The organism is Bradyrhizobium agreste, from assembly GCF_016031625.1.
GTDB lineage: Bacteria > Pseudomonadota > Alphaproteobacteria > Rhizobiales > Xanthobacteraceae > Bradyrhizobium > Bradyrhizobium agreste.
Genome location: NZ_JACCHP010000001.1, coordinates 370430 through 390308, shown reverse-complemented (window position 1 = coordinate 390308; position 19879 = coordinate 370430). Strand labels below are relative to the sequence as shown.

Below are 19879 nucleotides of genomic sequence, written 5' to 3'. Positions count from 1 at the left end.
ACGCTCATGTCGGCATCGATGTCATCCACCGAAACCAATCGTTCCTTCACGCTCGCTGCCGATCGGCTGCGCGAGCTTGCTGCCTCGGTGGATCCCAGTCGTTTTGCTAGGCTTCTTGACCCGCTGCTTTCGCCTTCCACATTGGTTCGGCTACAGCAGAGCGCCAGGCTGCAGCCAAGACTGGCGGAACTGCTGCTGGGCAGCGAGGTGAAGGTGGGCAGCGCCGACTGGAACGAAGATCCTCTCCTCGGGCATGAACCGCGCCGGGCTGCGCTGCTCGCGGGCAGCATGTGGCATGCACGCTCCATCCTCAAGCTGGTTTCCAGGCACGATCTGTCAGTATTGGTCGAGATGATCGGGGCCGAAGCGCATGCTTTTGCAGTCCGACATCTATCCAGTGCCGTCGCAACGACCCCGATCGTCGATCCAGAGCAATTGGCCCGACAGATCGAATATGACGGGCATGCTTGTCTCGGCGCCTGGCTCGAAGAGGCTTCATCGCTTGATCGTATCCGCGTGCTTCTGCGCTTGCCCATTGGCACGGCCGCGGAGAATCCAGCTGCTGAACACCGGAGCGCAGCAGGCCTGCTACTTTTCCAAGTCGTGGCCCATTTGGGCACAGAGGCTGCGAGGGCATGACGGCCGATGCCCCAGCATCGCCCGCGGCCCCGCAGATTCGGCCTCTTGGACCGCTGATCCCAGCAGCGCAGCTCGAGATCTGGCACGATGCCGTACGGGCGCGGGACGCTGCCGAAAGGCATCTGCAGCGGGTTCGCGGTTGGGCACGCCAGGCGTATGAGCGGGAACGGGCGCGGGGCCGCGCCGAGGGTGCAAAGGCGGGCGCAGAGGAAATGGCGCGGCTGATTGCCCAGGCTACTTGTGAACTGGCGCAACGGAAGGCGGTTCTGGAGCGGGAATTGCCGCAGCTGGTCCTTGAGATCCTTAGCGATCTGCTTGGCGCGTTTGATCCGGGCGAGATGCTGGTGCGCGGCGTTCGTCATGCCATCGAGCAAAGATATAAGAACACGGAAGTTTGCCTTCACGTATCCCCAGTGAAAGCCGACCTGCTGGCCAGTGAGTTCAAGGACTATGACGGATTGGAGGGTCGGCCGAAGGTCCGGATTGAGGCGGATCCGGCGCTGAGCGCGGACCAATGTGTCTTGTGGAGCGAGTTTGGCAATGTCGATCTCGACCTTGCCGCGCAGCTGCGCGCGCTGCGTCTGGGGTTTGGCTTGTCGCAGGAGGGTGAATCGTGACCGTGCAACGACCAACCCATGATGCCGCTGCCGCAGAAGGAACTGTAAGGGCCGCACTCTCATCCTTGAGATCTTCCGCCAAGCGGATCGATACACGCGCCGTCCGCGGCCGGATAACGCGGGCAGTCGGCACGCTGCTGCACGCCGTCTTGCCGGAGGCGCGGGTCGGAGAACTATGCCTATTGCAGGATCCTCGCAGCGGATGGTCGCTCGAGGCCGAGGTGATCGGTCTGTTGCCGGACGGGGTGTTACTCACGCCGATCGGGGACATGGTGGGGCTGTCCAATCGTGCGGAGGTGGTGACGACCGGGCGAATGCAGGAAGTGGCTGTCGGCCCCGATTTGCTCGGCCGCGTCATCGACAGTTTTGGCCGTCCGCTCGATGGCAAGGGCCTGATAAAGGCCGGCGAAGCCCGCCCGCTGCGCGGCAGGGCACCCAATCCGATGAAACGGCGCGCGATTGAACAGCCGTTTCCGCTCGGCGTCCGGGTCCTGGATGGTCTTCTGACGTGTGGAGAAGGTCAGCGGATCGGAATCTATGGTGATGCCGGTTGCGGAAAGTCGACGCTGATGTCGCAAATCGTAAGAGGCGCTGCGGCCGACGTCACCATCGTTGCGCTGATCGGCGAACGTGGTCGAGAGGTGCGTGAATTCATCGAACGCCATCTAGGCGAGGCCCTTCGCCGTTCCGTCGTTGTGGTGGAGACCTCCGACCGTTCGGCGATGGAGCGGGCCCAATGCGCCCATATGGCGACGGCGCTGGCCGAATATTTTCGTGATCAGGGCCTTCGCGTCGTTCTGATGATGGATTCTTTGACGCGCTTTAGCCGCGCCATGCGTGAAATCGGCCTTGCCGCAGGAGAGCCGCCGACCCGGCGCGGCTTTCCGCCCTCCGTCTTTGCGCTGTTGCCGGGCTTGTTGGAGCGCGCCGGCATGGGCGAGCATGGCTCCATTACGGCCTTCTATACCGTACTTGTCGAAGGCGATGGTACTGGTGATCCAATAGCGGAAGAATCACGCGGCATCCTTGACGGCCATATTATTCTCTCGCGCGCGCTGGCCTCTCAAGAGCATTTTCCGGCTATCGATGTGCTGTCGAGCCGCAGCCGCGTCATGGATGCGATCGTGTCCGTGCCCCATCGCAAGGCGGCATCCTTCTTCCGTGATCTGCTCTCGCGCTACGCTGAGGCCGAGTTCTTGATCAAGGTCGGTGAGTACAAGCAAGGCTCTGATCCGCTCACCGATCGGGCCATCGCCTCGATCGAGGAGCTGCGGGCCTTTTTGCGGCAGGGCCAGGGCGAGACGTGCAGCTTTGAGGAGACGGTCGCATGGATATCGCGTCTGACCGCCTAAATCCCGTTCACGCCTCAAAGCTGCGGCTCGTCAAGGACATGCGGGAGCGAAGCGCCCGTCGTGAATTGTCCAACATGGAAGGCAAGCGCCATCTCGCGATTCAAGCTGTCCAACAAGCTTGCGAGCATCTTGCAAATGCCGAGGGGCGCCGCGCAACGGTCGAGGCGGAGCTCTATCGGGAGATGCTAGCGGCCGATGCGATATCGGTCTGCGAACTGCAGCGACGCTATCATCTCATCATCGGGCGGCTCACAGACGAGATCGCAGCGGCGCGGCGAGTTCTTGACAAGGCCCGTGCTGCTCAAGAGCAAGCTGAGGCTGCGGTTCTTGAGGCGAGGGCCGTTTGGACCAAGCGTTCAGCGGCGAGCCAGAAATGGCGTCAGATCGATGGCGACGTTCAGCGCATCACGAATGCTCATTTCGAAGCCGCCGGCGAAATCGAAGCCGATGATGAAGTCTTGCTCCGCTACCGGCGAGGCCCATCAGGGCGGACGGGAGGTGAGCCGACGTGATTGCAGATCCTCTTTCGCGGGAGCCAGGGGCCCGCGACGCGGAAGCCGCACCGGCGACATATCGGCCGGCTGAGCCCGCAGCCTTTATGCCGACGCCGACCCTCTCGCACGCCGTGGCCTCTTGGCTTAACGAGATCGCAGCGTTGCGTGCGCCTCTGCAAGGCCGCCTCGGCGAGAAGCCGCTATCTGTGCGGGTGAGCCGAACCGTCTGGCAGGCGGAGCCGGCTGCGACGTCGATGCTTGACTGCGTCTTCGAAGTAAATGGTGAAACCTTGATCCTGTCCCTGCCCGGTCCGCTCGTGGAAGCGCTGATTGGAACCGTGCAGGATGGCCTTACCCTTCCTTCTGAGCCGACGCGTTCGCTGGTCCTGGAACTTGCGCTTGAGCCCTTGCTTGCTCCGCTGGAAAGATTGACGAAGCGGAATCTGCAGCTTGTTCGCACCGAGGAAGCGCGGAGTACGAGGCCTTATCTTGAATTTGACGTCGCCTATGGTGATCTCGCCAGCAAGGCTAGGCTGCTTCTATTCTCGTCTCTGGACGGTCTGACGCCGCCGGCCTTCCGCGCCCTCGGTGAGCTTCTTGGCCGATCGCCGCGACAGAAGGCCAAACTGCCTTCCGAATTCCCGGTCATCGTTGCAGGCCATATCGGCTCGCTCCGCGTCGCGATCGGCGTTCTTCGCCAAGCAGGGCAAGGCGACGCGCTGCTCCCGGACGCAATTCCCCTCGCGCAAGGCCAGGTCATTCTCGCTGCAGACCGATTGTGGGCCCCTGCAGAGATCGGCGGCGACAGGCTGGTGCTGCGAGGACCATTCCGATTGCGATCCCACCCCTTAGAAAGTGGAGATATGATGCCCCAAAGTCAGGTGCAACAGCCGCCTCCGTCAGAGGCGGATATCGACAGCATCGAGATCACACTCGTATTCGAATGTGGCCGCTGGCCGATGCCGTTGGGAACGTTGCGAACCATCAACGAAGGCCACGTATTCGAACTTGGCCGGCCTCTTGATGGGCCGGTCGATATCCTTGCCAACGGCCAACGTATCGGCCGTGGCGACATCGTGCGGATCGGCGAGGAGCTGGCCGTCAGGTTGCGCGGCAGGTTGGCGCTTAATGGCTGAGATCCAACCCAGCATCCTTGCGCTTCTGGCGATAACCGTCGGGCTTGGCCTCCTGGCCTTTGCTGTCGTCACAACTACCGCCTTTGTCAAAGTGTCGGTTGTTCTTTTCCTAGTGCGCAATGCGCTGGGGACTCAATCGATACCGCCGAACATTGTCCTTTACGGAGCGGCACTAATCCTGACCGTCTTCATCAGCGCTCCGGTCTTCGAGCAGACCTACAACCGCCTTACCGATCCGCAGCTTCGCTACCAAAGTTTCGATGACTGGGTAACGGCCGCCAAGGAGGGACAGGAGCCGCTGCGTGCTCATCTGAAGAAATTCACCAATGAAGAGCAGCGCAGCTTCTTCCTGTCGTCCACTGAACATGTCTGGTCGGAGGAGATGCGCGGCAGCGTAACGGCAGATGATTTCGCCATTCTTGTGCCATCGTTTTTGATTTCCGAACTCAAGCGTGGGTTCGAAATCGGCTTTCTTCTCTACCTTCCCTTCATCACGATCGATCTGATCGTTACGACGATTTTGATGGCCATGGGTATGTCGATGGTGTCCCCCACGGTGATATCTGTCCCCTTCAAGCTCTTTTTGTTCGTGACTATCGACGGCTGGTCACGTCTCATGCACGGGCTGGTATTAAGTTACACGACGCCAGGAGGTTGATCATGAACGAAGCCAGCATCCTTACGCACCTGAGTCAATCGCTCGTCCTCTTCATGATCTGGGTTCTGCCGCCGCTGCTGGCAGCTCTCATCTCCGGACTGATCATTGGCCTCATCCAGGCGGCAACTCAGCTTCAGGATCAGACCCTGCCACTGACGGTCAAGCTTCTGGTCGTCGTCGCCGTGCTCGCCGGGTTTTCTCCCGTGCTCAGCGCTCCACTGATCGACCAGGCCGAGCACATTTTCAGCCAGTTTCCAGCACTCACCGCAAGATATTAGCAGAGCCTGGATGGCTGGCCTATCACCGGCAGAGGCGCAAGCTCTCGTTCAGGGCACGATCGAGCTCGTCGCCGCAACGGGCCTGAGTGCGGCCCGCGCCCTTGGCATCATGCTGGTGCTTCCCGTCTTCACCCGAGCGCGTATCAGCGGCCTGGTTCGGGGAAGCCTGACGATTGCGATCGGCCTGCCGTGCCTTGCTCACATCAAAATAGGTCTGCAGGACCTGGACCCAAACACGCGCCTGGTCAGCGTTACCATGCTTGGCCTGAAGGAGGTGTTCGTCGGTCTTATGCTCGGCATCCTGCTCAGTATTCCACTATGGAGCATACAGGCGGTCGGCGACATCATCGATACCCAACGAGGAATTTCAAGCCAAGTTGCGGGGGAGGATCCCGCGACGCACAGCCAAGCGTCCGGAACCGGGCTTTTTCTCGGTGTTACGGCAGTTACGATCTTCGTTCTGGTCGGCGGGCTGCAGACCATGGTGAGCGGCCTTTATGGCAGCTACCTAGTATGGCCTGTCTATCAGTTTCTGCCTGCCGTGACAGCGCAAGGGGCAATGGAATGTCTGGCCCTTCTCGATCGTATCATGATGACGACCTTGTTGGTCGCCGGGCCGGCGCTGGCCCTGCTGCTGCTGGTCGATATCTCGGTCATGATGCTCGGCCGCTTTGCATCTCAGCTCAAGCTGAACGATCTCTCCCCAATGATTAAGAATGTTGCATTCGGGGTCATCATGGTGAGCTACGTCGTCTATCTGCTCGAATACGCCGGAGCTGAAATCCTAACCTCGAACAATATGCTCGAGTATCTGAAGAAGCTGTTGAAATGAGCTCTACGAGTGAGGAAAAAAAGCTTCCTCCGACGCCCAAGAAGCTGCGCGATGCCCGAAAGAAGGGACAGAGCGCGCGCAGCTCGGATCTGGTGAGCGGCGTCAGCGCCTGTGCCGGTTTCGGCTGCCTGTGGTGGCGAGCGGGTGCGATCGAGGACAAGTGGAAAGAAACGGTCCAACTGGTCGATAAATTGCAGGAGCAGCCGTTCACAGGCGCGGCGCCACAAGCACTCAGCGGCTTGCTAGAACTTTCGATTGCCACTGTCGCGCCGCTGCTCGCCGCTGCCGTGACAGCAGCTCTTCTGGCCAATGTCCTGGCCAATGGCGGCTTTATGTTTGCTTCGGAGCCGCTCAAGCCGAAGCTCGAGAAACTGGATCCCATCAAAGGCTTGAAGCGCATCGCCTCGAAACGTTCGGCCATCGAGCTTGGCAAGACGCTGGCTAAAGTGGCTTTGCTTGGTGCGACCTTCTTTCTCATCGTGACCGCGAGCTGGAAGGCTCTCGTGTACATGCCAGTCTGCGGCATGGTCTGTTTTGGCTTCGTCTTTACCGAGGTCAAAGTGCTGACTGGGATTGCCGCTGGAGCTTTTCTGGTCGGCGGATTGGCCGACCTACTAATCCAACGCTGGTTGTTTATGCAGGACATGCGGATGACGGAAACGGAGGCCAAGCGGGAGAACAAGGAACAGCAAGGCAATCCGCAGGTGAAGCGTGAGCACCGGCGTCTGCGGCAAGAGTCGGCCAACGAGGCTCCGCTCGGCATCAGTCGGGCCACGTTGATCTTGCGGGGAGCGGCAACGTTGGTGGGGTTGCGCTATGTTCGCGGCGAGACCGGCGTGCCGGTCTTGGTCTGCCGTGGCGAGGGCGAAGCTGCTTCACAGTTGCTTGGTGAGGCGCGCGCGCTGCGCCTCAACATTGTGGATGACGATGTCCTAGCGCGTCAGCTGCTCGGCAAAGCAAGGCTCGGCAACCCTGTTCCCTCGCAATATTTCGAATCGGTCGCAAAGGCACTCTATGCCGCTGGGCTGGTCTAGATCATTATCCTGACGCTGCGATCCGCAACGCGCTCGATGGAGGTGAGTCTTGCGATTAAACAGGTCCAGCCGCGGGCCCATACCGCTTTGCTGGATACTCATCAGATGCACTCCTGGATTGTGCAATCGCCGAGCCGTTACTGAGCATTGATGAAGTTGTGTCATTCATGGCGTTCATCGATGTTAGTCTGCCTGCGGCTTTCTTCAAATGCGTCGCTGAAGAATTGGTGCGAAAAACTGTTTTGGATCGTTGTGGCTGTGGAACGCGGCACCGAACAATGTTCCGTCTCTGAGTTACTTGAAAAGGCGCAGCAACTAGAAGCGTTAGCTCCAGTGTTCACCATCTTCACAGTGACGTTTGTATCAAAGGGCCGCGCAATCGTGAGCCATCCAGAAAACCGCCGAGTTCTGGCTCGAGCCATTTCAACGGCTTTAATCGTGGCTCTTGAATAGACCCAACACTTTCTCAGCAGCCCCAGGGTTCGAAGGTTGGTCTCGAACCAAAATATCCCACAAGACAGGAAGCGGCTGGGTGGCGACGGCGGCTCCGAGGGGATGGCTCGGCCGGACCCCATGATCGATTTTGCTGAACTTGACGCACACAACTGTCAAGTTGGGAAGCGGCTACGATTCAGACTTAATACATTGCGGCCTCAGTAGGTGGGCTTGCTGTAGCTTGGAGGGCCCTGTCATTGGCTAGATGACGCCCTCGCGCAACCGTTCGCAGGGCATCCGGCGATGGTGACGGCTACTGGATTTGGTAGGTTTGTTGTCTCCCGGCCCTGAGCTAGTGGTTAGAGCCGCTTTGACAGATGGGCCTCGCGCACAGGGGGCGCGCCGGGACGGGCGAAACTCGATGTGATTGACCGCGCTGGGCCGTACCTTTATTGCAGCCATCCTGTTTGCCTGTGGGGAATAGGCAACGCGAGGGCCGACGATTCGCCGCTGCCCGTCCAAGTCATGACGCCGGCCGGCCAGAAGGCCGGCTCCGGCCAAACTCCTAGTATACCGTCGGCGGCCGAGCAGCATCGGCTGCCGCCCGACTCCAGCACCAGACAAACGCTTGAGCTTTCTGGCAGGACGCTCTCTTTCCTCGCGACCGCCGGCTCGATCCGTCTGTTCGACGACAAGGGCGAGCCGCAGGCCTAATCGTCTATACGTCCTATCAGCTTGACGGCACTGATCGCGGCACCCGTCCGGTAACATTCTTCTTCAACGGCGGACCGGGCTCATCATCAGCCTGGCTGCAGCTCGGCAGCCGGACCGTGGCGGTTACCGATCAATGCGGACGAGGTCACGCCATCGAGCTTTACGGAGGCGAGTCCAAACGCGGAAACTTGGCTCGATTTCACTGATCTAGTGTTCCTCCCCGTAGGTACCGGCTATAGCCGATTTGTGGGTACCGGCGATGATGTACGCAAGCGACTCTATTCCGTTGACGGCGACGCCAACGCGCTCGCATTGGTGATCCGCCGCTGGCTCGAGAAACATGACCGACTATTGTCGCCGAAGTACATCGCGGGCGAGAGCTATGATGGCATTCGCGGCCCAAAGATTGTCCACCAGTTGCAGATGCGGCAGGGCATAAGCGTTAAGGGTCTCATCATGATCTCGCCAGTGTTCGACTCCAGCGTCCGCGCGGGTCTATTGCAATACGTCGCGGCGCTGCGCAAGCTATGCCGCGACCTTCCGTGAAGCTAAGGGGCCGGTCAAGCGAGCCGATCTCGCTGACGTGGAGGCTTATGCACGCGGCGAGTTTCTGGTCGATCTTATGAAAGGCCAGCAGGACAAGGAGGCGACCACGCGTCTGGCCGACAAGGTCGCGGCGCTGACCGGCATCGACCAAGCGGTCAGTCGTAGGCTCGCGGGCCGCATCGAACTCGGTGAGTTCCGCCGTGAGTTCGATCGTAAGAGCGGCAAGCTAATCGGCTATTTTGATGCCTCGGTGCGTGGCCTCGATCCGTATCCGGACTCTAGTTTCCACCTTACCGGCGATGCCTCGAGCGATACGCTACTAGCACCTCTGACTATGTCGATCTCCTTACGCGCAAGCTTAACTGGCGGCCGGACGGCTCCTATGAGCTGGTCAACGGTTCGGTCGGGCAGGCTTGGGATTTCGGCCGCAGCCCTCCGGAGTCGGTTTCGCAGCTGCGCCAGATCCTTGCAACGGATCGAAAGCTGAAGCTGCTGGTCGGGCACGACCTGTTTGACCTCGTCACGCCTTATCTCTGATCACAGATCGTGCTCGATCAATTGCCGCCATTTGCCTCGGCACCTCGCGTAAAGCTTATCTCTATCCGGGCGGCCACGTGTTCTATTCACGACACACCTCGCGCCATGCTTTTCGTGCAGAGGTCGAAGCGATGATGAAGTAGTGGCCGATGGATTGGGCACAAGGTCCGGAGCTAGGTGAGAGCCGGCCAGTGCGCCTTTCGGCCTTTCCGATGATGCGTTCGATACGCCGAGCGCCGGCGCAGCTCGTGCTATGACACCTAAATCATCCGCTTCTGGGCAGATGTAGGCGCGCGGCGGCAGTTGCGCATCATGGCCGCGAGCAACCCGCAATGAGCCGCCTGTGGTGAGCTGATACTGTAGCGGCAGCTTCGTTGCCGGATGTGCGCTGCAGCTCGCAGTCGATTTAGCTTCCGGCTATACATGATACAACCCATGCGCGCCACGCGCCTGGGCAGCTTTTGGAGCATCTCGGTGCTTTTAACTTAGGGAGCTCACGGCGGCGCAACCGCTAGATCTCCTGCAGACCTGGCTTCATCTATCGTGGCCAGAAAAGGCTTTTGCCGCGTCGGGTGCCGAACTCCTTCATCAATTCCGCAGAACATTGTCATGAACGTCCAGGTCGCGGCCCGCTTGCGCACACCGAGACCCCGAGGCTGGTGTAATCTCCTCCCTTTCATCCGGCTCCATTCCGCCTTCGGGTCCCCCGTTCCAAATGGAGCTAAAAGCCGCCACTTTCCACTTTCGAGAAAGAGTTCCACTTTAGGCAATGCTCAATTTGAGCCTCTCGCGACCATGCTCAAAGTTAAACCCGGCCAACTTACATCATCAACGGCGGATAGATCCCCACCCATTTTGGGGAGGTCTTCGCTACAATTTCTTCGGATATGCTGCTCCGGTGACCATAGTTTTCCAAGACAGAGCGAAGCATACATGACTCAACGCGTGGATCTCGGACCTGGCATGGCAAGCATTACCAGCACCAAGAAACTTGGAAATCGTTCCGATCAGGGGCTTCTCAACGCCAGCGGCCAAAGAAATCTCTACGAGAATTATTCGTGCAACTACGCAACTCGGACCTGCATTCTTTCCCCGATGGCAAGAGCGAGGGCGGATACACTTGACCCTGAGCGTTAAGTTCGACGAAGGCACGATAGGAACGTTCTCGCTCGATTGAGCTCTGGAGCTTCAACTGATCGACTCGCATGACGATGCACGAAAGCTCTCGCGCGATCCCCCAATTTGCGATTTTCCGTAGGTCGTGGGCGCAGCATCGCGGTGTCCAGTCCCGTTGCCCTGGCCCGACAATGGCGAATCGCTGCAGTGGTGCGCCGAGAGCCGTAAGGACACAAGAACATCAAGGAGCGCTAAGAACATGCGATAACTGGAATGGTGGTTTCTCACCAACACGTGTTTTGAAGGAAGCCTATGCAGGACCGCTCAATGGGAGAGAGGTGATGATTCGCTGCCTGGTCTGAGCTCGACGCGCGACCCTCGCTAAGCTGCTCGTCGTGCCGGAACCCGGTTCAAAGGCTGCCATCGCCCCGATGTTCGTGTCGAGCGCATGCGGTGACTTCTTCGGGCGTGCAATTTCATAAGCGTCCTCGTGTCATTTCTCTGAGTGGTGGCAGGCTGACGAAGCTTGTCGAAGCTTCCTTTAGGACGGCGGGGCGACTTTCAGATGCCCCTTCTGGGCCTGCAAGCGCAGAAGCCGGCCAGGAAGATCTAGATCCAAGCAATGCCTAGCAAGGAGCTTAATCCGAAGTGACCATCAAGATCAGCCAGGCGGGGAGCTCAGGCCGACGAACCTTCGGTGTATCCATTCCGCTCCCATCAGAGGCCGTGGATGCCGTGCTCAAGGCCGAGGCCAAACAGAGACCCGAAATGACTTCATGACAGAAGAATCGGATATCAGTTTTGCGAACGCAGACCTTCGTGCAAGCACTATCTGCACAATTGTGCTCGGCTTTGCCGCCGATCCGTTGATGCGTTGGAGTTGGCCTGACCCAAGGCAATACCTTAGAAGCATGCCTCAGTTCATTGATGCCTGTGCCGGGCGAGCATTTGCACATGGCACAGCCTACGTCGTGGGAGAGGTTTTTGGCGCGGCCCTATGGCTGCCTCCCGACGTGCAGCAAGACGAGGAGGCTTTGGATGGAATTATGGCGCAATCCTTCGCCCGGAGATCACCGAAGATATGGCACACTTGCGGAGGAGAATGGCCGAGCATCATCCCCGCGACCCACATTGGTACCTGCCACTCATTGCTGTAGATCCGAACTGGGTCGGAAAAGGTGTTGGCACATTGTTGATGAGATACGCGCTTGAACAATGCGATGAGCAGGGTATAGCGGCCTACCTCGAAAGCTCGAACCCTGAAAATATTCCCTTTTACCAACGTCACGGCTTCAAGGTCGTTGGTGAGATACAACACGGTTCCTCGCCGCCGCTCACGCCAATGTTGCGAACGCCTTGTTGACCGGCAAGATGGGGATGCTTCAAATGTTTGCCGGAGCTTTTCTTGCACGGACCCGGAACTGATGTCTAATTTAGCGCAGATTCCGCAAACAAAGGCCGGCCTGCTAGCTTTGCGGCTCTTTTCTATTATGCCCTCTAAGGCATTCCAGCGCGAGGGAGCTGCAGTTCTCAATCGGCACGGCATTTGCTCTATTCAGACCGTAATCACAACTCGTTCCGGTTGTTGGCTCATGGCTCCGCAGGCTCAATCGGGAGTTGGTGAGCTGGTGCCCAAGCCCTTTCGCAAGCAGCCGATCTTAGCGCGCTGGACGAGATCGATGTGAGTGAACGTGGCCGCCATCCACACAACGAGTGCGTAACTCCAAGCAGACGGGCACGTCGGATAGGCGGAGTGAGTAGCCGTTTTCGTACTCGCCAGCGGAAAAGCAGTAACGGTCCAGGAATGCATTGCTCGGCGCCACCTGCGCCTACTCAAACGACCTGGTCGATATTCATCGGAACCGCCATTAGGAGCTGAGATCGAAGAGGTGCGGTCGATTGGGCATGGTGCCAACAGTGACCGCAGCACCATCTGGCTCGACTGGTTTCGGCGTGTTGAGCTCACACGACGAGTTGGTTGCATCGCTCATACCGTCGCCTCCTCCGGTTAAGTCTAGTTGGCAATAACTGACATGGCCGCGTTCGATGAGGTGGGGCTTATGTCCGCGGGCAGACATTGAGGCGGCTCGCCCGATCTGCGCAAAGCATACGAACCGTCTCTACGCCAAAGTTTGCACGTCTGATGCTGCAGACCCGCAATCATGCTGTTTCGCCATGGTCCACTTTGGCACGAACATTCTCTCGACTAATAAAGCGCCGGAAATAAGTGCAAAGTGGGCGAGCAGCATCTCTGACCGCAGGATGCGTCGGAGCCCATTGCGGCCGGGTTGGAACAGTAATGGCAGCCAACGGGACCCATACTCGTTCGTGCGTTACCGGATCGCGTAACTGGGCGATCTTGTTCGTGCGAATGTCCAGCCACTCGAACGAACGACCACGGACGGCGACAAGTTGAGCCGGCCGCAGAGCAGCGAAATGATCCGCACAAGAGACCCTTATCATTGCGGCGCAACCTGACATTAATATTGTGCAGTCGGTTTAAGATGATGCCGCCCACTTGTTCAACTGCAGGAAGGAGGGACTTGACACTCGGCAGGTGACCACACGACCTTCTCGCCGCTTCGATCGAATCTCTGCAGCCCTACCCTTCAGCGAAACTAACAAGCAACATACCAGTACCAGCAAGGCCGGACGCAAACTGATAATCCGGAGACGCTGGCGGGAGACTGTCTTGCCGATCACGAGACCGCGAGGCGCCCAGCCTATTAAATGTGGCGCGAGGGGGCCGCTGTCGGTTGAGCGCTTGTGCTATGAACATCCCAAGGTTAGCTAGGGCCTCCAGCTGCTCGGGCCGGCGCTATACGAGCTGATTGCGGGAAGCTAGCTGCAAGTGACCCGTCCGGGCGCACGCACAGGACGGGTCAAAAGGGGGGCCGTAATTTGGGGCGAAGGTGAGCTGAAGATAGAGGCACACGGCGCGTGGCTCTCGCCAGGACATTGGGTACACGCGCCGTGTGCGTTCCGCAAAGCGCTCAATGGAACGACATCTGCTACCCGCGGGATGTCTGTGCACTTCGGGCAGCAATGGCATAGCTGCGCTAGCTGACGAGAAGCTGACTACCATATCCTCGGCAGCCGCTCTTACTTTTGATCTGGAAGACGAAGAGGGGTTTACTGGAGGGATGGGCCCATGAAGCGACATGGAACGCCTCATGGCTTGCCCCGCTCGCAGTTTGGTAAAGCGCGGTCGATCACTTCGAGGTTTGCGGGGTATCATCGCCTCCCGTCCCATCATGTAGAGCACAGCTTCATGTAGGTCTCGGTGGGTCGGCAATGCTGCGCGCAGCGCGACCACCGGCACAACCATGTCTCGATTCCGATCGGCTCGATCATGCCTAGCCAGCGCTACGCTTTTGGGCAAGCGAGCGACGGCGGCTCCGAGGGGATGACTCGGCCGGACCCCATGATCAATTTTGCTGAACTTGACGCACAGAACGTCTCATCAGCCTGCGGGGAGGAAACGCACGGCGGAGCAGCAATTCCCACCGCCCTACGCAAGCAAATACTGTCCGCCCACTTTGCAATAGAACTGCTGTATCTATCATTTTGCGGAGAATAACGCGCTCTTGGATCGAGAGACGGCTCGGTAACATGGTCATGTTCACGAGGAATGCTGCCAGCTAGACCGCTACTTTGTAAGCGGTGGGACGTATTTGGTCCGGATGCGCCTGATGCGCGATCCACGTGGTAAACTCTCCTCCTCGAAGACCCGCACGAAGCCGGATGTCATAACCGGCGATCAGTCATAAAGCTTGCAGTGGATTAGCTGACCGCCCTCCGGTCGGTCGCGCCGCTGTAGCTGCCGCTGATCGTAAGCGGCGCCGAACGGCCTTTTGTCTGGACCTGAACGTCCGACGTCTAGTGGCACGCTGCCCTGGGGCCCCTTCCATTTGTGAATTGCCGCGCAGGTCTGTCAGCTTTCAGTAAGCTCGCCCGGATACAGAGCTGTTGAGGTTGGCGGGATGTGGCAGGGACAGTGCTAGCGTACCAGAACGGTCGGCGCCGAGTCATGTTTCTCGTCAGCCTCATCAGCAGTGCGGATGCGGCAGGAACCTTTCTTCAACTCAGCCCCCCGGCCGGTAGGGACCGGACCGCGCCCGCACTGCTTCCAAATTACGGGCTGATCCCCGTTCTAGTGGTTATGCCCGTTCTACCAGCATGACCTCCCGGTCAACTTCTTCCGCTACTTTGAGGCTGGCTCTGCGGGAGTCAGCGGCGCGTGGCAGGGACAGCAATTTCGCAGGCCGGCAGTGACAGCACGCCAGAGCAACGCCTTTCCAGGAGCCGAGTCGTAAGCGGCAAGCTATGCTCGCAGGGTCGAGCTTCTCCGATCGTCGGCCGAACCGGGCGCGGTCAATGGCCTTCAGGATCTGCGTCAGCCGCGCGATGCGTGCATCGGCATCGGCGTTGCGGGCCTTGAGATCGTCGACCTCGATCTCCAGCGCTTCGACACGCGTCGCCTTCTCAGCCATGGCAAGCACCATAGCCTTGAGCATCTCTACTTCATTCGGGAGGTCGAGAGATCGGGCGGCGTCATTGACCCGACCAGAGCACATTTGCTCCGGCTCTCTCGTCCTTTCAGGCCGCTGATTCACTTCGCCGCAGCGCTTTTACCCAACAATCTCCGGCGCCTGACCGGCACAGCCCGGACCCGCTTCCAGTCCGTCCCATCCACCAGTGGCATCAACTGCGCGGAGGTGAGTTACCCGATGTTATCCGATCCGCGGCCAGCAGAACTTCGCCTTTTCGAGGCGTTTCAAATGAGGCACACGCCGGAGCCATCCCACCATACGATCTTGATTCGCTCGGCTCTTTTGAACACATAAAGCGCCCCATCGAACGGATCTGAGCCGGCATCGCGGACAAGCGCAACAAGGCCATCGATGCCCTTGCGGAAGTCGACCGGATGGCTGGCGAGGAACACCTTCACACCGGGGGATCAGGCGTTCCCGGCTGAGCAGGCTCGCAGGCTGCTGAGAGGTTTGGAGTTCCATTACGCCTCGAAGCATACCAGTGTGCTCAACATGTTCGCGGTCGAGATCGGCGTGCTCGCCCGACAATGTCTCGACTGCCGCATCGACAGTTATGCCCGTCTCGTCAGAGAGACCACTCCATGGGAAAACATCGCAACGCCGAGCGCGCACGGATCGATCGGATGTTCACGACCGAGAAGGCGCGCGCCAAATTAGGCCGTGCTCTATCCCAAGATATCTTACAGAGTGCCGAAAGCACAAAAGAGTCAAAATCTCTGTGCCCAGATGCTAGGTGCCGACGAGCCCCGTTCAGCCAAATTGCGGCCGATGAAAGAGAAGAACGCGGCCTCCCGGTAGGCTTTCGGCCGTGTAGGGCTGACCGTGGATCAAAAAAACGGTCATTGGGACATCCCGACTCGGCAGAAGACCTAGGCTCTGCAGTATATCGATCACGACAGGCGAAGCCTCTTGGGGGCCGTGCGTCCAGTCGTCGGCGAACAACTCTCCCAGTTCAGGCACTTGCGGGGGGGCCTGACGGCTTGATGCCGGCGCGGCAGACGGCAAGGCAAAATTTTGCGCCAGCGCCGAAGGAACGTGCTCACGCCATTCGAAAGGTGCCGGCGAATCAAACCCTGGCGCAAGCACACCCGGCGTGGACCTAGGGTGATGAATGAGTTGAACATCGTTGGGGCCTTCCGGTCCCAAGATGGCCGTATAGCGTTCGCCGCCAATCTCGTAATTCATGACTGGATGTTCCGCAACAGGCAAGAAGTCCCACTCGCCCAAGGTGGACAGCATCATGTCGGGGGCCAGCTGGGTGCGATGGGAAAAATCCTTGGGAACGGCGAACGAAACATCAAACGTATCGCCGACAGCGGGAGACCGCAGATGGATGAGCTGAACATCATTGGGCCCTCCCGGTCCCAACACGGCCGTATAGCGTTCACCGCGAATGTCGTAGGTCTTTACCCGCTGTGCTGCATCCGGCAAGAGGCCCCAGCGGCCAAGCTTGGTGCGCATCATATCCGGCGCGGCCTGGGTGCCGTGGGAGAAATCCTCTGGAATGGCCAAAGACGCATCAAAGGTGTCGCTGGCTGCGGAGAACGTCTGCTCAAGCGTGGTCTGGGCCGCAGCGCCTTCTTTCATCATCCGTCCAAAGTGGTCTTCAGAGGCGGAATTCGGCTGCCGCGAGCTCGGCTGCCAAGTCGCGGCATCGAACAGCGCTTCCTGAGCGAACGTTTGCGCCGGGGAGTGGGCGATTGAACTCATCGTTGGCCAGGGCACCGGTGCATCGAACGTCGTCGGCGGCTGGAGGCCCTCGCGATCCGCGGCATCGAAAAGCGCTTCCTGAGCGACACTCTGCACCGGCGAGTGGATGTTCAAACTCATCGTTGGCCAGGGCAACGGTGCATCGAAGGTCATCGCTGCTAGGAGGCCCTCGCGATCCGCGGCATCGAAAAGCGCTTCCTGAGCGACACTTTGCACCGGCGAGTGGGTGGTCCAACTCATCGTTGCCCAGCGCACCGGTGCATCGAAGGTCGTTGCCGACAGGAGGCCCTCGCGATCCGCAGCGTCGAAAAGCGCTTCCTGAGCGACACTTTGCACCGGCGAGTGGATAGTTGAACTCATCGTTGGCCAGGGCACCGGCGCATCGAAAGTCGTCGCCGGCAGGAGACCCTCGCGAGCCGCCGCATCGAAAAGCGCTTTCTGGGCGACATTTTGTATAGGAGGATGGGCCGGAAACCCGATTGCATGCCTGACCTGCGGAGTATTGAACCCGGGCGGCAATGAGCCGCGCCCATCCGAAACGTTCCCCACCGGCTGCTCATCGGCCGAGCGCATGGGCGAGGGGGCGGGCGGTTGGATGACCTGGCGCGAGCTTCCTCCGCCCAAATTGTTCTGCCGGGCAATCGCGCGATAGTCGCGGAGCCCGTTCAAGGCGGCGAAGACTATCTTGTCATCCGGAAACAACCGGTCGGCGTAGCCAAGCAGTGTATCGTCACTGAGCTTGGCAATGGACAAGGGGCGGAGTGCTGCCGCCAACTTCCGCAGACCGCTCGCATAGCTGTCGGCCGTATTCGCACGGAGCCGTCGACCGAAACCCGCCGCGGCGGCCTCCCTGATGAGGCGCTCATCGTCCCTGGAAGCACGATAATGCGATGAGATGGGGCGAGCGTTGGCATCAGGCTCGCGGTACCGAGTGACCATCGACAATGCAGCGGCGATGACTCTGTCGTTTGGCAACAGCTTCCTGGCGCAACTAACCAACGTATCGTCATCGAGGCCAGAAATTGATTTGCCAGACTGCTTCAGCGCGTCAGCCAATTTGCGCAGCCGACGATCATAAATACTGATGGTCGTGGAACTCGGCGGTGGCCCTCGCTCGAGAGCAGCGCCAGACGCTGCTTGGATAAGGCGATCGTCCTCCTCAGTGACATCATAAAGCTCGCTGTGGGGATAGATGGGGCCGCCCCCTGGCGCGTTTAGCAGGTGCTGCTCAAATGCCGCTTGTGGCTGTTCCACGGTGGCATCTGACGCAACGGACCCTGTGTCGGCTGGGTTGATCGTGTTGAATCGGTCCATGGTCAGTCCGCTGGCATCGCTCTCTCGTTATTTCGCTACTCACGTTAGCTTTCCAAAATCTGACGTGGTCGATCGCAAAGATAGAAGAAAGGTGAATGATGGCAGGCATGTGCCTTCTCCAAGGCTGCAGCATCGCTCGTGGCGGCCAAAGAAAGCGCCGATGAAAATTACGTCTTCAACTGAAAGCAATGCGTTGTGTGCTACTCTACCGACGTTCTCTCGACCTTCAGATCGCGATCACGGCGCTATGATCACGAGCACTGGTCCCATTCGGCGGGCTTTCGATTGGTCGGCGGCATCAGAACCGTTAATTTTTCGCACTCTTCCGTGTTCCTGGCCAGCATTCGAAGGTGACGTGCGTATTTAATGAAGCTCGCAATCTCTGCTTTCTTGTCGTCTGGCGCGAGAATAGCCGCGAAACGAAGCCATTTTTATACCAACTCGGTTATCCATGTCGCTTTCTGACACCGGCGCCGACACGTTGGGTGGCACCAGCTCAGGGACTGCCGGGGGTCCTCGTCCAAGAAATCAGAGGCCGAGCGCGTTTGGACTGCTGATCGCACTTTCGTTGCCATTGAGAGGCGATGATAACTTGTGAACCCGGGTGCATTCAGACAACCAGCACAAACCACGCTCATATTCGGCTAAACCGATGTACCCTTTCCAGAGCGGTAGCTGCCGTACTCGCTCAATAGGGCGTTCCATTGATCGGATGGACAACGATGAGGCAAAGCAGCCGCCGAGCACGTTACCGAACTGGCGACTGGAAACGGGTGCCCACTAGCCATAACGGCTGCGCCAAACGAGCGACGTGGACGCAATGATCGCTGATCTGGGGTCATGCGAACACCCATACAACATGGAATTGCGCGGTATGCTCTTGCACATTCCCCTGGCGTGCTGTCGACATGCCTAAGTTACGCTCTTGGACACGCCTCATAGATCGTAGGCGCTTCTTCCCTCAGCGCCGATGATCTCGGAGAGGCGACCTCCGGTGACGCTTTCCCTGTCGAAGCGTTCAGGGCGTTTGATGGCAGCCTTATTGAGCACGCCACGTGGAAATTCTGGGCGAGATCGAGTGGTGCGGGTGAACAAGATAGGCCAACCGTTCTCGATGAGAGCCAAACCAATCGCTGCCCCATGTGCCAGCAATGGGGGCGGCTCGAATTCGCGCCGTGTTACGGGCGTGGTGACGACGCTCAAGCGCAAGGTGTTGCACAGCGAGTTCGGAGACGCGCCCAAACCCGCCTATCGGAGCTGCTGCACATTCCGTGTTGTCGTTCCCGCCGCGTCCGGCGCTACCGTGCCTACTCCATCTTCTCCGTTGCTCTTGTTGCGCGGGGCGGAGGTACTGTAGTTGGCAAGAGGATTGGCGGCGCGATCGCCATTACTCGTGATGACAGACCGATTGTCCAGCAAGTCGAGCGGATCGTTCACCATGACTACCAGATTGTTTCTGGTCGAGCAGCCAAGCGTTGGGTCGAATGAATTGTCATTCACGGCAGGTCCCACGATCAAAAGCGATGGACAGATCGGAACATGGGCTTCAAAGGTGATCGCCTCGATCCTCACGCCGGAACGGGGCGGTAAATCGACCTGGGAAGGGGACAGGCGGATGTTATAGGGAGCAACGCCCATGGCGCGGGCCTCGTGCGCCGCTTGGGCCATGAGCCTAGGTGAGCCGGTGACATCCACATGGAGTGCGTCCCGCCGGCCGCCACTGACGTTCGCGATAAAGCTCCGCAGCTGAAGCTTTTCGGAGCCACGAAGGCTGTGCAGGAACAAGACACGTTTCCTCTGCTCGACCTGTATTGCTTGTTCAGCCGGCCCGAGATGGATCGACGCACTATTTGCGCAGCCGCCCAATGTTGCCCCAATAATGATCAAGTGACACAAATATCGCGAGGTCATTTG

General features: G+C 59.1%; 13 protein-coding genes and 3 pseudogenes. 12 read left to right on the top strand and 4 right to left on the bottom strand.

The features are described 5' to 3' along the window. Positions 1–6: 6 nt before the first annotated feature. The 12 genes and pseudogenes from HZZ13_RS01530 to HZZ13_RS01475 all read left to right on the top strand — a co-directional run bounded on the left by HZZ13_RS01530 (position 7) and on the right by HZZ13_RS01475 (position 11751). On the top strand, positions 7–639 hold the full coding sequence (locus tag HZZ13_RS01530; protein WP_197957906.1) for a nodulation protein NolU: 633 nt from the start codon (positions 7–9) through the stop codon (positions 637–639). Continuing rightward, complete coding sequence (gene sctL, locus HZZ13_RS01525) at positions 636–1256, top strand: type III secretion system stator protein SctL (protein WP_197957905.1); 621 nt, start codon at positions 636–638, stop codon at positions 1254–1256. Before HZZ13_RS01530 ends, sctL begins: the two co-directional genes overlap by 4 nt. Beyond that, on the top strand, positions 1253–2608 hold the full coding sequence (gene sctN, locus HZZ13_RS01520; RefSeq protein WP_311972583.1) for a type III secretion system ATPase SctN: 1356 nt from the start codon (positions 1253–1255) through the stop codon (positions 2606–2608). The genes sctL and sctN overlap by 4 nt, the downstream gene beginning before the upstream one ends. Then, entirely contained in the window at positions 2584–3120 is a 537-nt protein-coding gene (locus HZZ13_RS01515) for a hypothetical protein (protein ID WP_197957904.1), read from the top strand. Before sctN ends, HZZ13_RS01515 begins: the two co-directional genes overlap by 25 nt. Beyond that, complete coding sequence (sctQ, locus tag HZZ13_RS01510) at positions 3117–4238, top strand: type III secretion system cytoplasmic ring protein SctQ (protein ID WP_197957903.1); 1122 nt, start codon at positions 3117–3119, stop codon at positions 4236–4238. The genes HZZ13_RS01515 and sctQ overlap by 4 nt, the downstream gene beginning before the upstream one ends. Further along, positions 4231–4896 carry a type III secretion system export apparatus subunit SctR gene (sctR, locus tag HZZ13_RS01505; protein ID WP_197957902.1) on the top strand — a complete coding sequence of 222 codons (666 nt, stop codon included), beginning with the start codon at positions 4231–4233 and terminating at the stop codon, positions 4894–4896. The genes sctQ and sctR overlap by 8 nt, the downstream gene beginning before the upstream one ends. A gap of 2 nt (positions 4897–4898) precedes the next feature. After that, complete coding sequence (locus HZZ13_RS01500; RefSeq protein ID WP_197957901.1) at positions 4899–5174, top strand: EscS/YscS/HrcS family type III secretion system export apparatus protein; 276 nt, start codon at positions 4899–4901, stop codon at positions 5172–5174. Positions 5175–5184: 10 nt separating this feature from the next. After that, entirely contained in the window at positions 5185–6006 is an 822-nt protein-coding gene (gene sctT, locus HZZ13_RS01495; RefSeq protein ID WP_197957900.1) for a type III secretion system export apparatus subunit SctT, read from the top strand. Then, the gene (locus HZZ13_RS01490) at positions 6003–7040 is read left to right on the top strand and encodes an EscU/YscU/HrcU family type III secretion system export apparatus switch protein (RefSeq protein ID WP_197957899.1); all 1038 of its coding nucleotides are present in this window, start codon (positions 6003–6005) and stop codon (positions 7038–7040) included. Before sctT ends, HZZ13_RS01490 begins: the two co-directional genes overlap by 4 nt. Before the next feature lie 180 nt (positions 7041–7220). Next, positions 7221–7493 (top strand): hypothetical protein, encoded by a 273-nt coding sequence (locus tag HZZ13_RS01485; RefSeq protein WP_197957898.1) that lies wholly within the window; start codon positions 7221–7223, stop codon positions 7491–7493. Between the two features lie 453 nt (positions 7494–7946). Further along, positions 7947–9415, top strand: a pseudogene (locus HZZ13_RS01480) (S10 family peptidase). Positions 9416–11164: 1749 nt separating this feature from the next. Further along, positions 11165–11751: pseudogene (locus HZZ13_RS01475) on the top strand (GNAT family N-acetyltransferase). A 2962-nt stretch (positions 11752–14713) separates the two neighbouring features. Here the strand turns inward: HZZ13_RS01475 and HZZ13_RS01470 are convergent. From HZZ13_RS01470 to HZZ13_RS01455, 4 genes and pseudogenes are all read right to left on the bottom strand, one after another. Next, positions 14714–14946, bottom strand: a pseudogene (locus tag HZZ13_RS01470) (IS66 family transposase); the annotation flags it as partial. A gap of 219 nt (positions 14947–15165) precedes the next feature. Next, positions 15166–15339: an IS66 family insertion sequence element accessory protein TnpB gene (gene tnpB / locus HZZ13_RS36605; RefSeq protein WP_311972582.1), complete on the bottom strand. Its 174-nt coding sequence runs from the start codon at positions 15337–15339 to the stop codon at positions 15166–15168. A gap of 352 nt (positions 15340–15691) precedes the next feature. Beyond that, positions 15692–17965, bottom strand: coding sequence for a hypothetical protein (locus tag HZZ13_RS01460; protein ID WP_197957897.1), 2274 nt, complete (start codon positions 17963–17965; stop codon positions 15692–15694). A 1248-nt stretch (positions 17966–19213) separates the two neighbouring features. Further along, positions 19214–19876 (bottom strand): CpaD family pilus assembly lipoprotein, encoded by a 663-nt coding sequence (locus HZZ13_RS01455; RefSeq protein ID WP_197957896.1) that lies wholly within the window; start codon positions 19874–19876, stop codon positions 19214–19216. Positions 19877–19879: the final 3 nt, after the last annotated feature.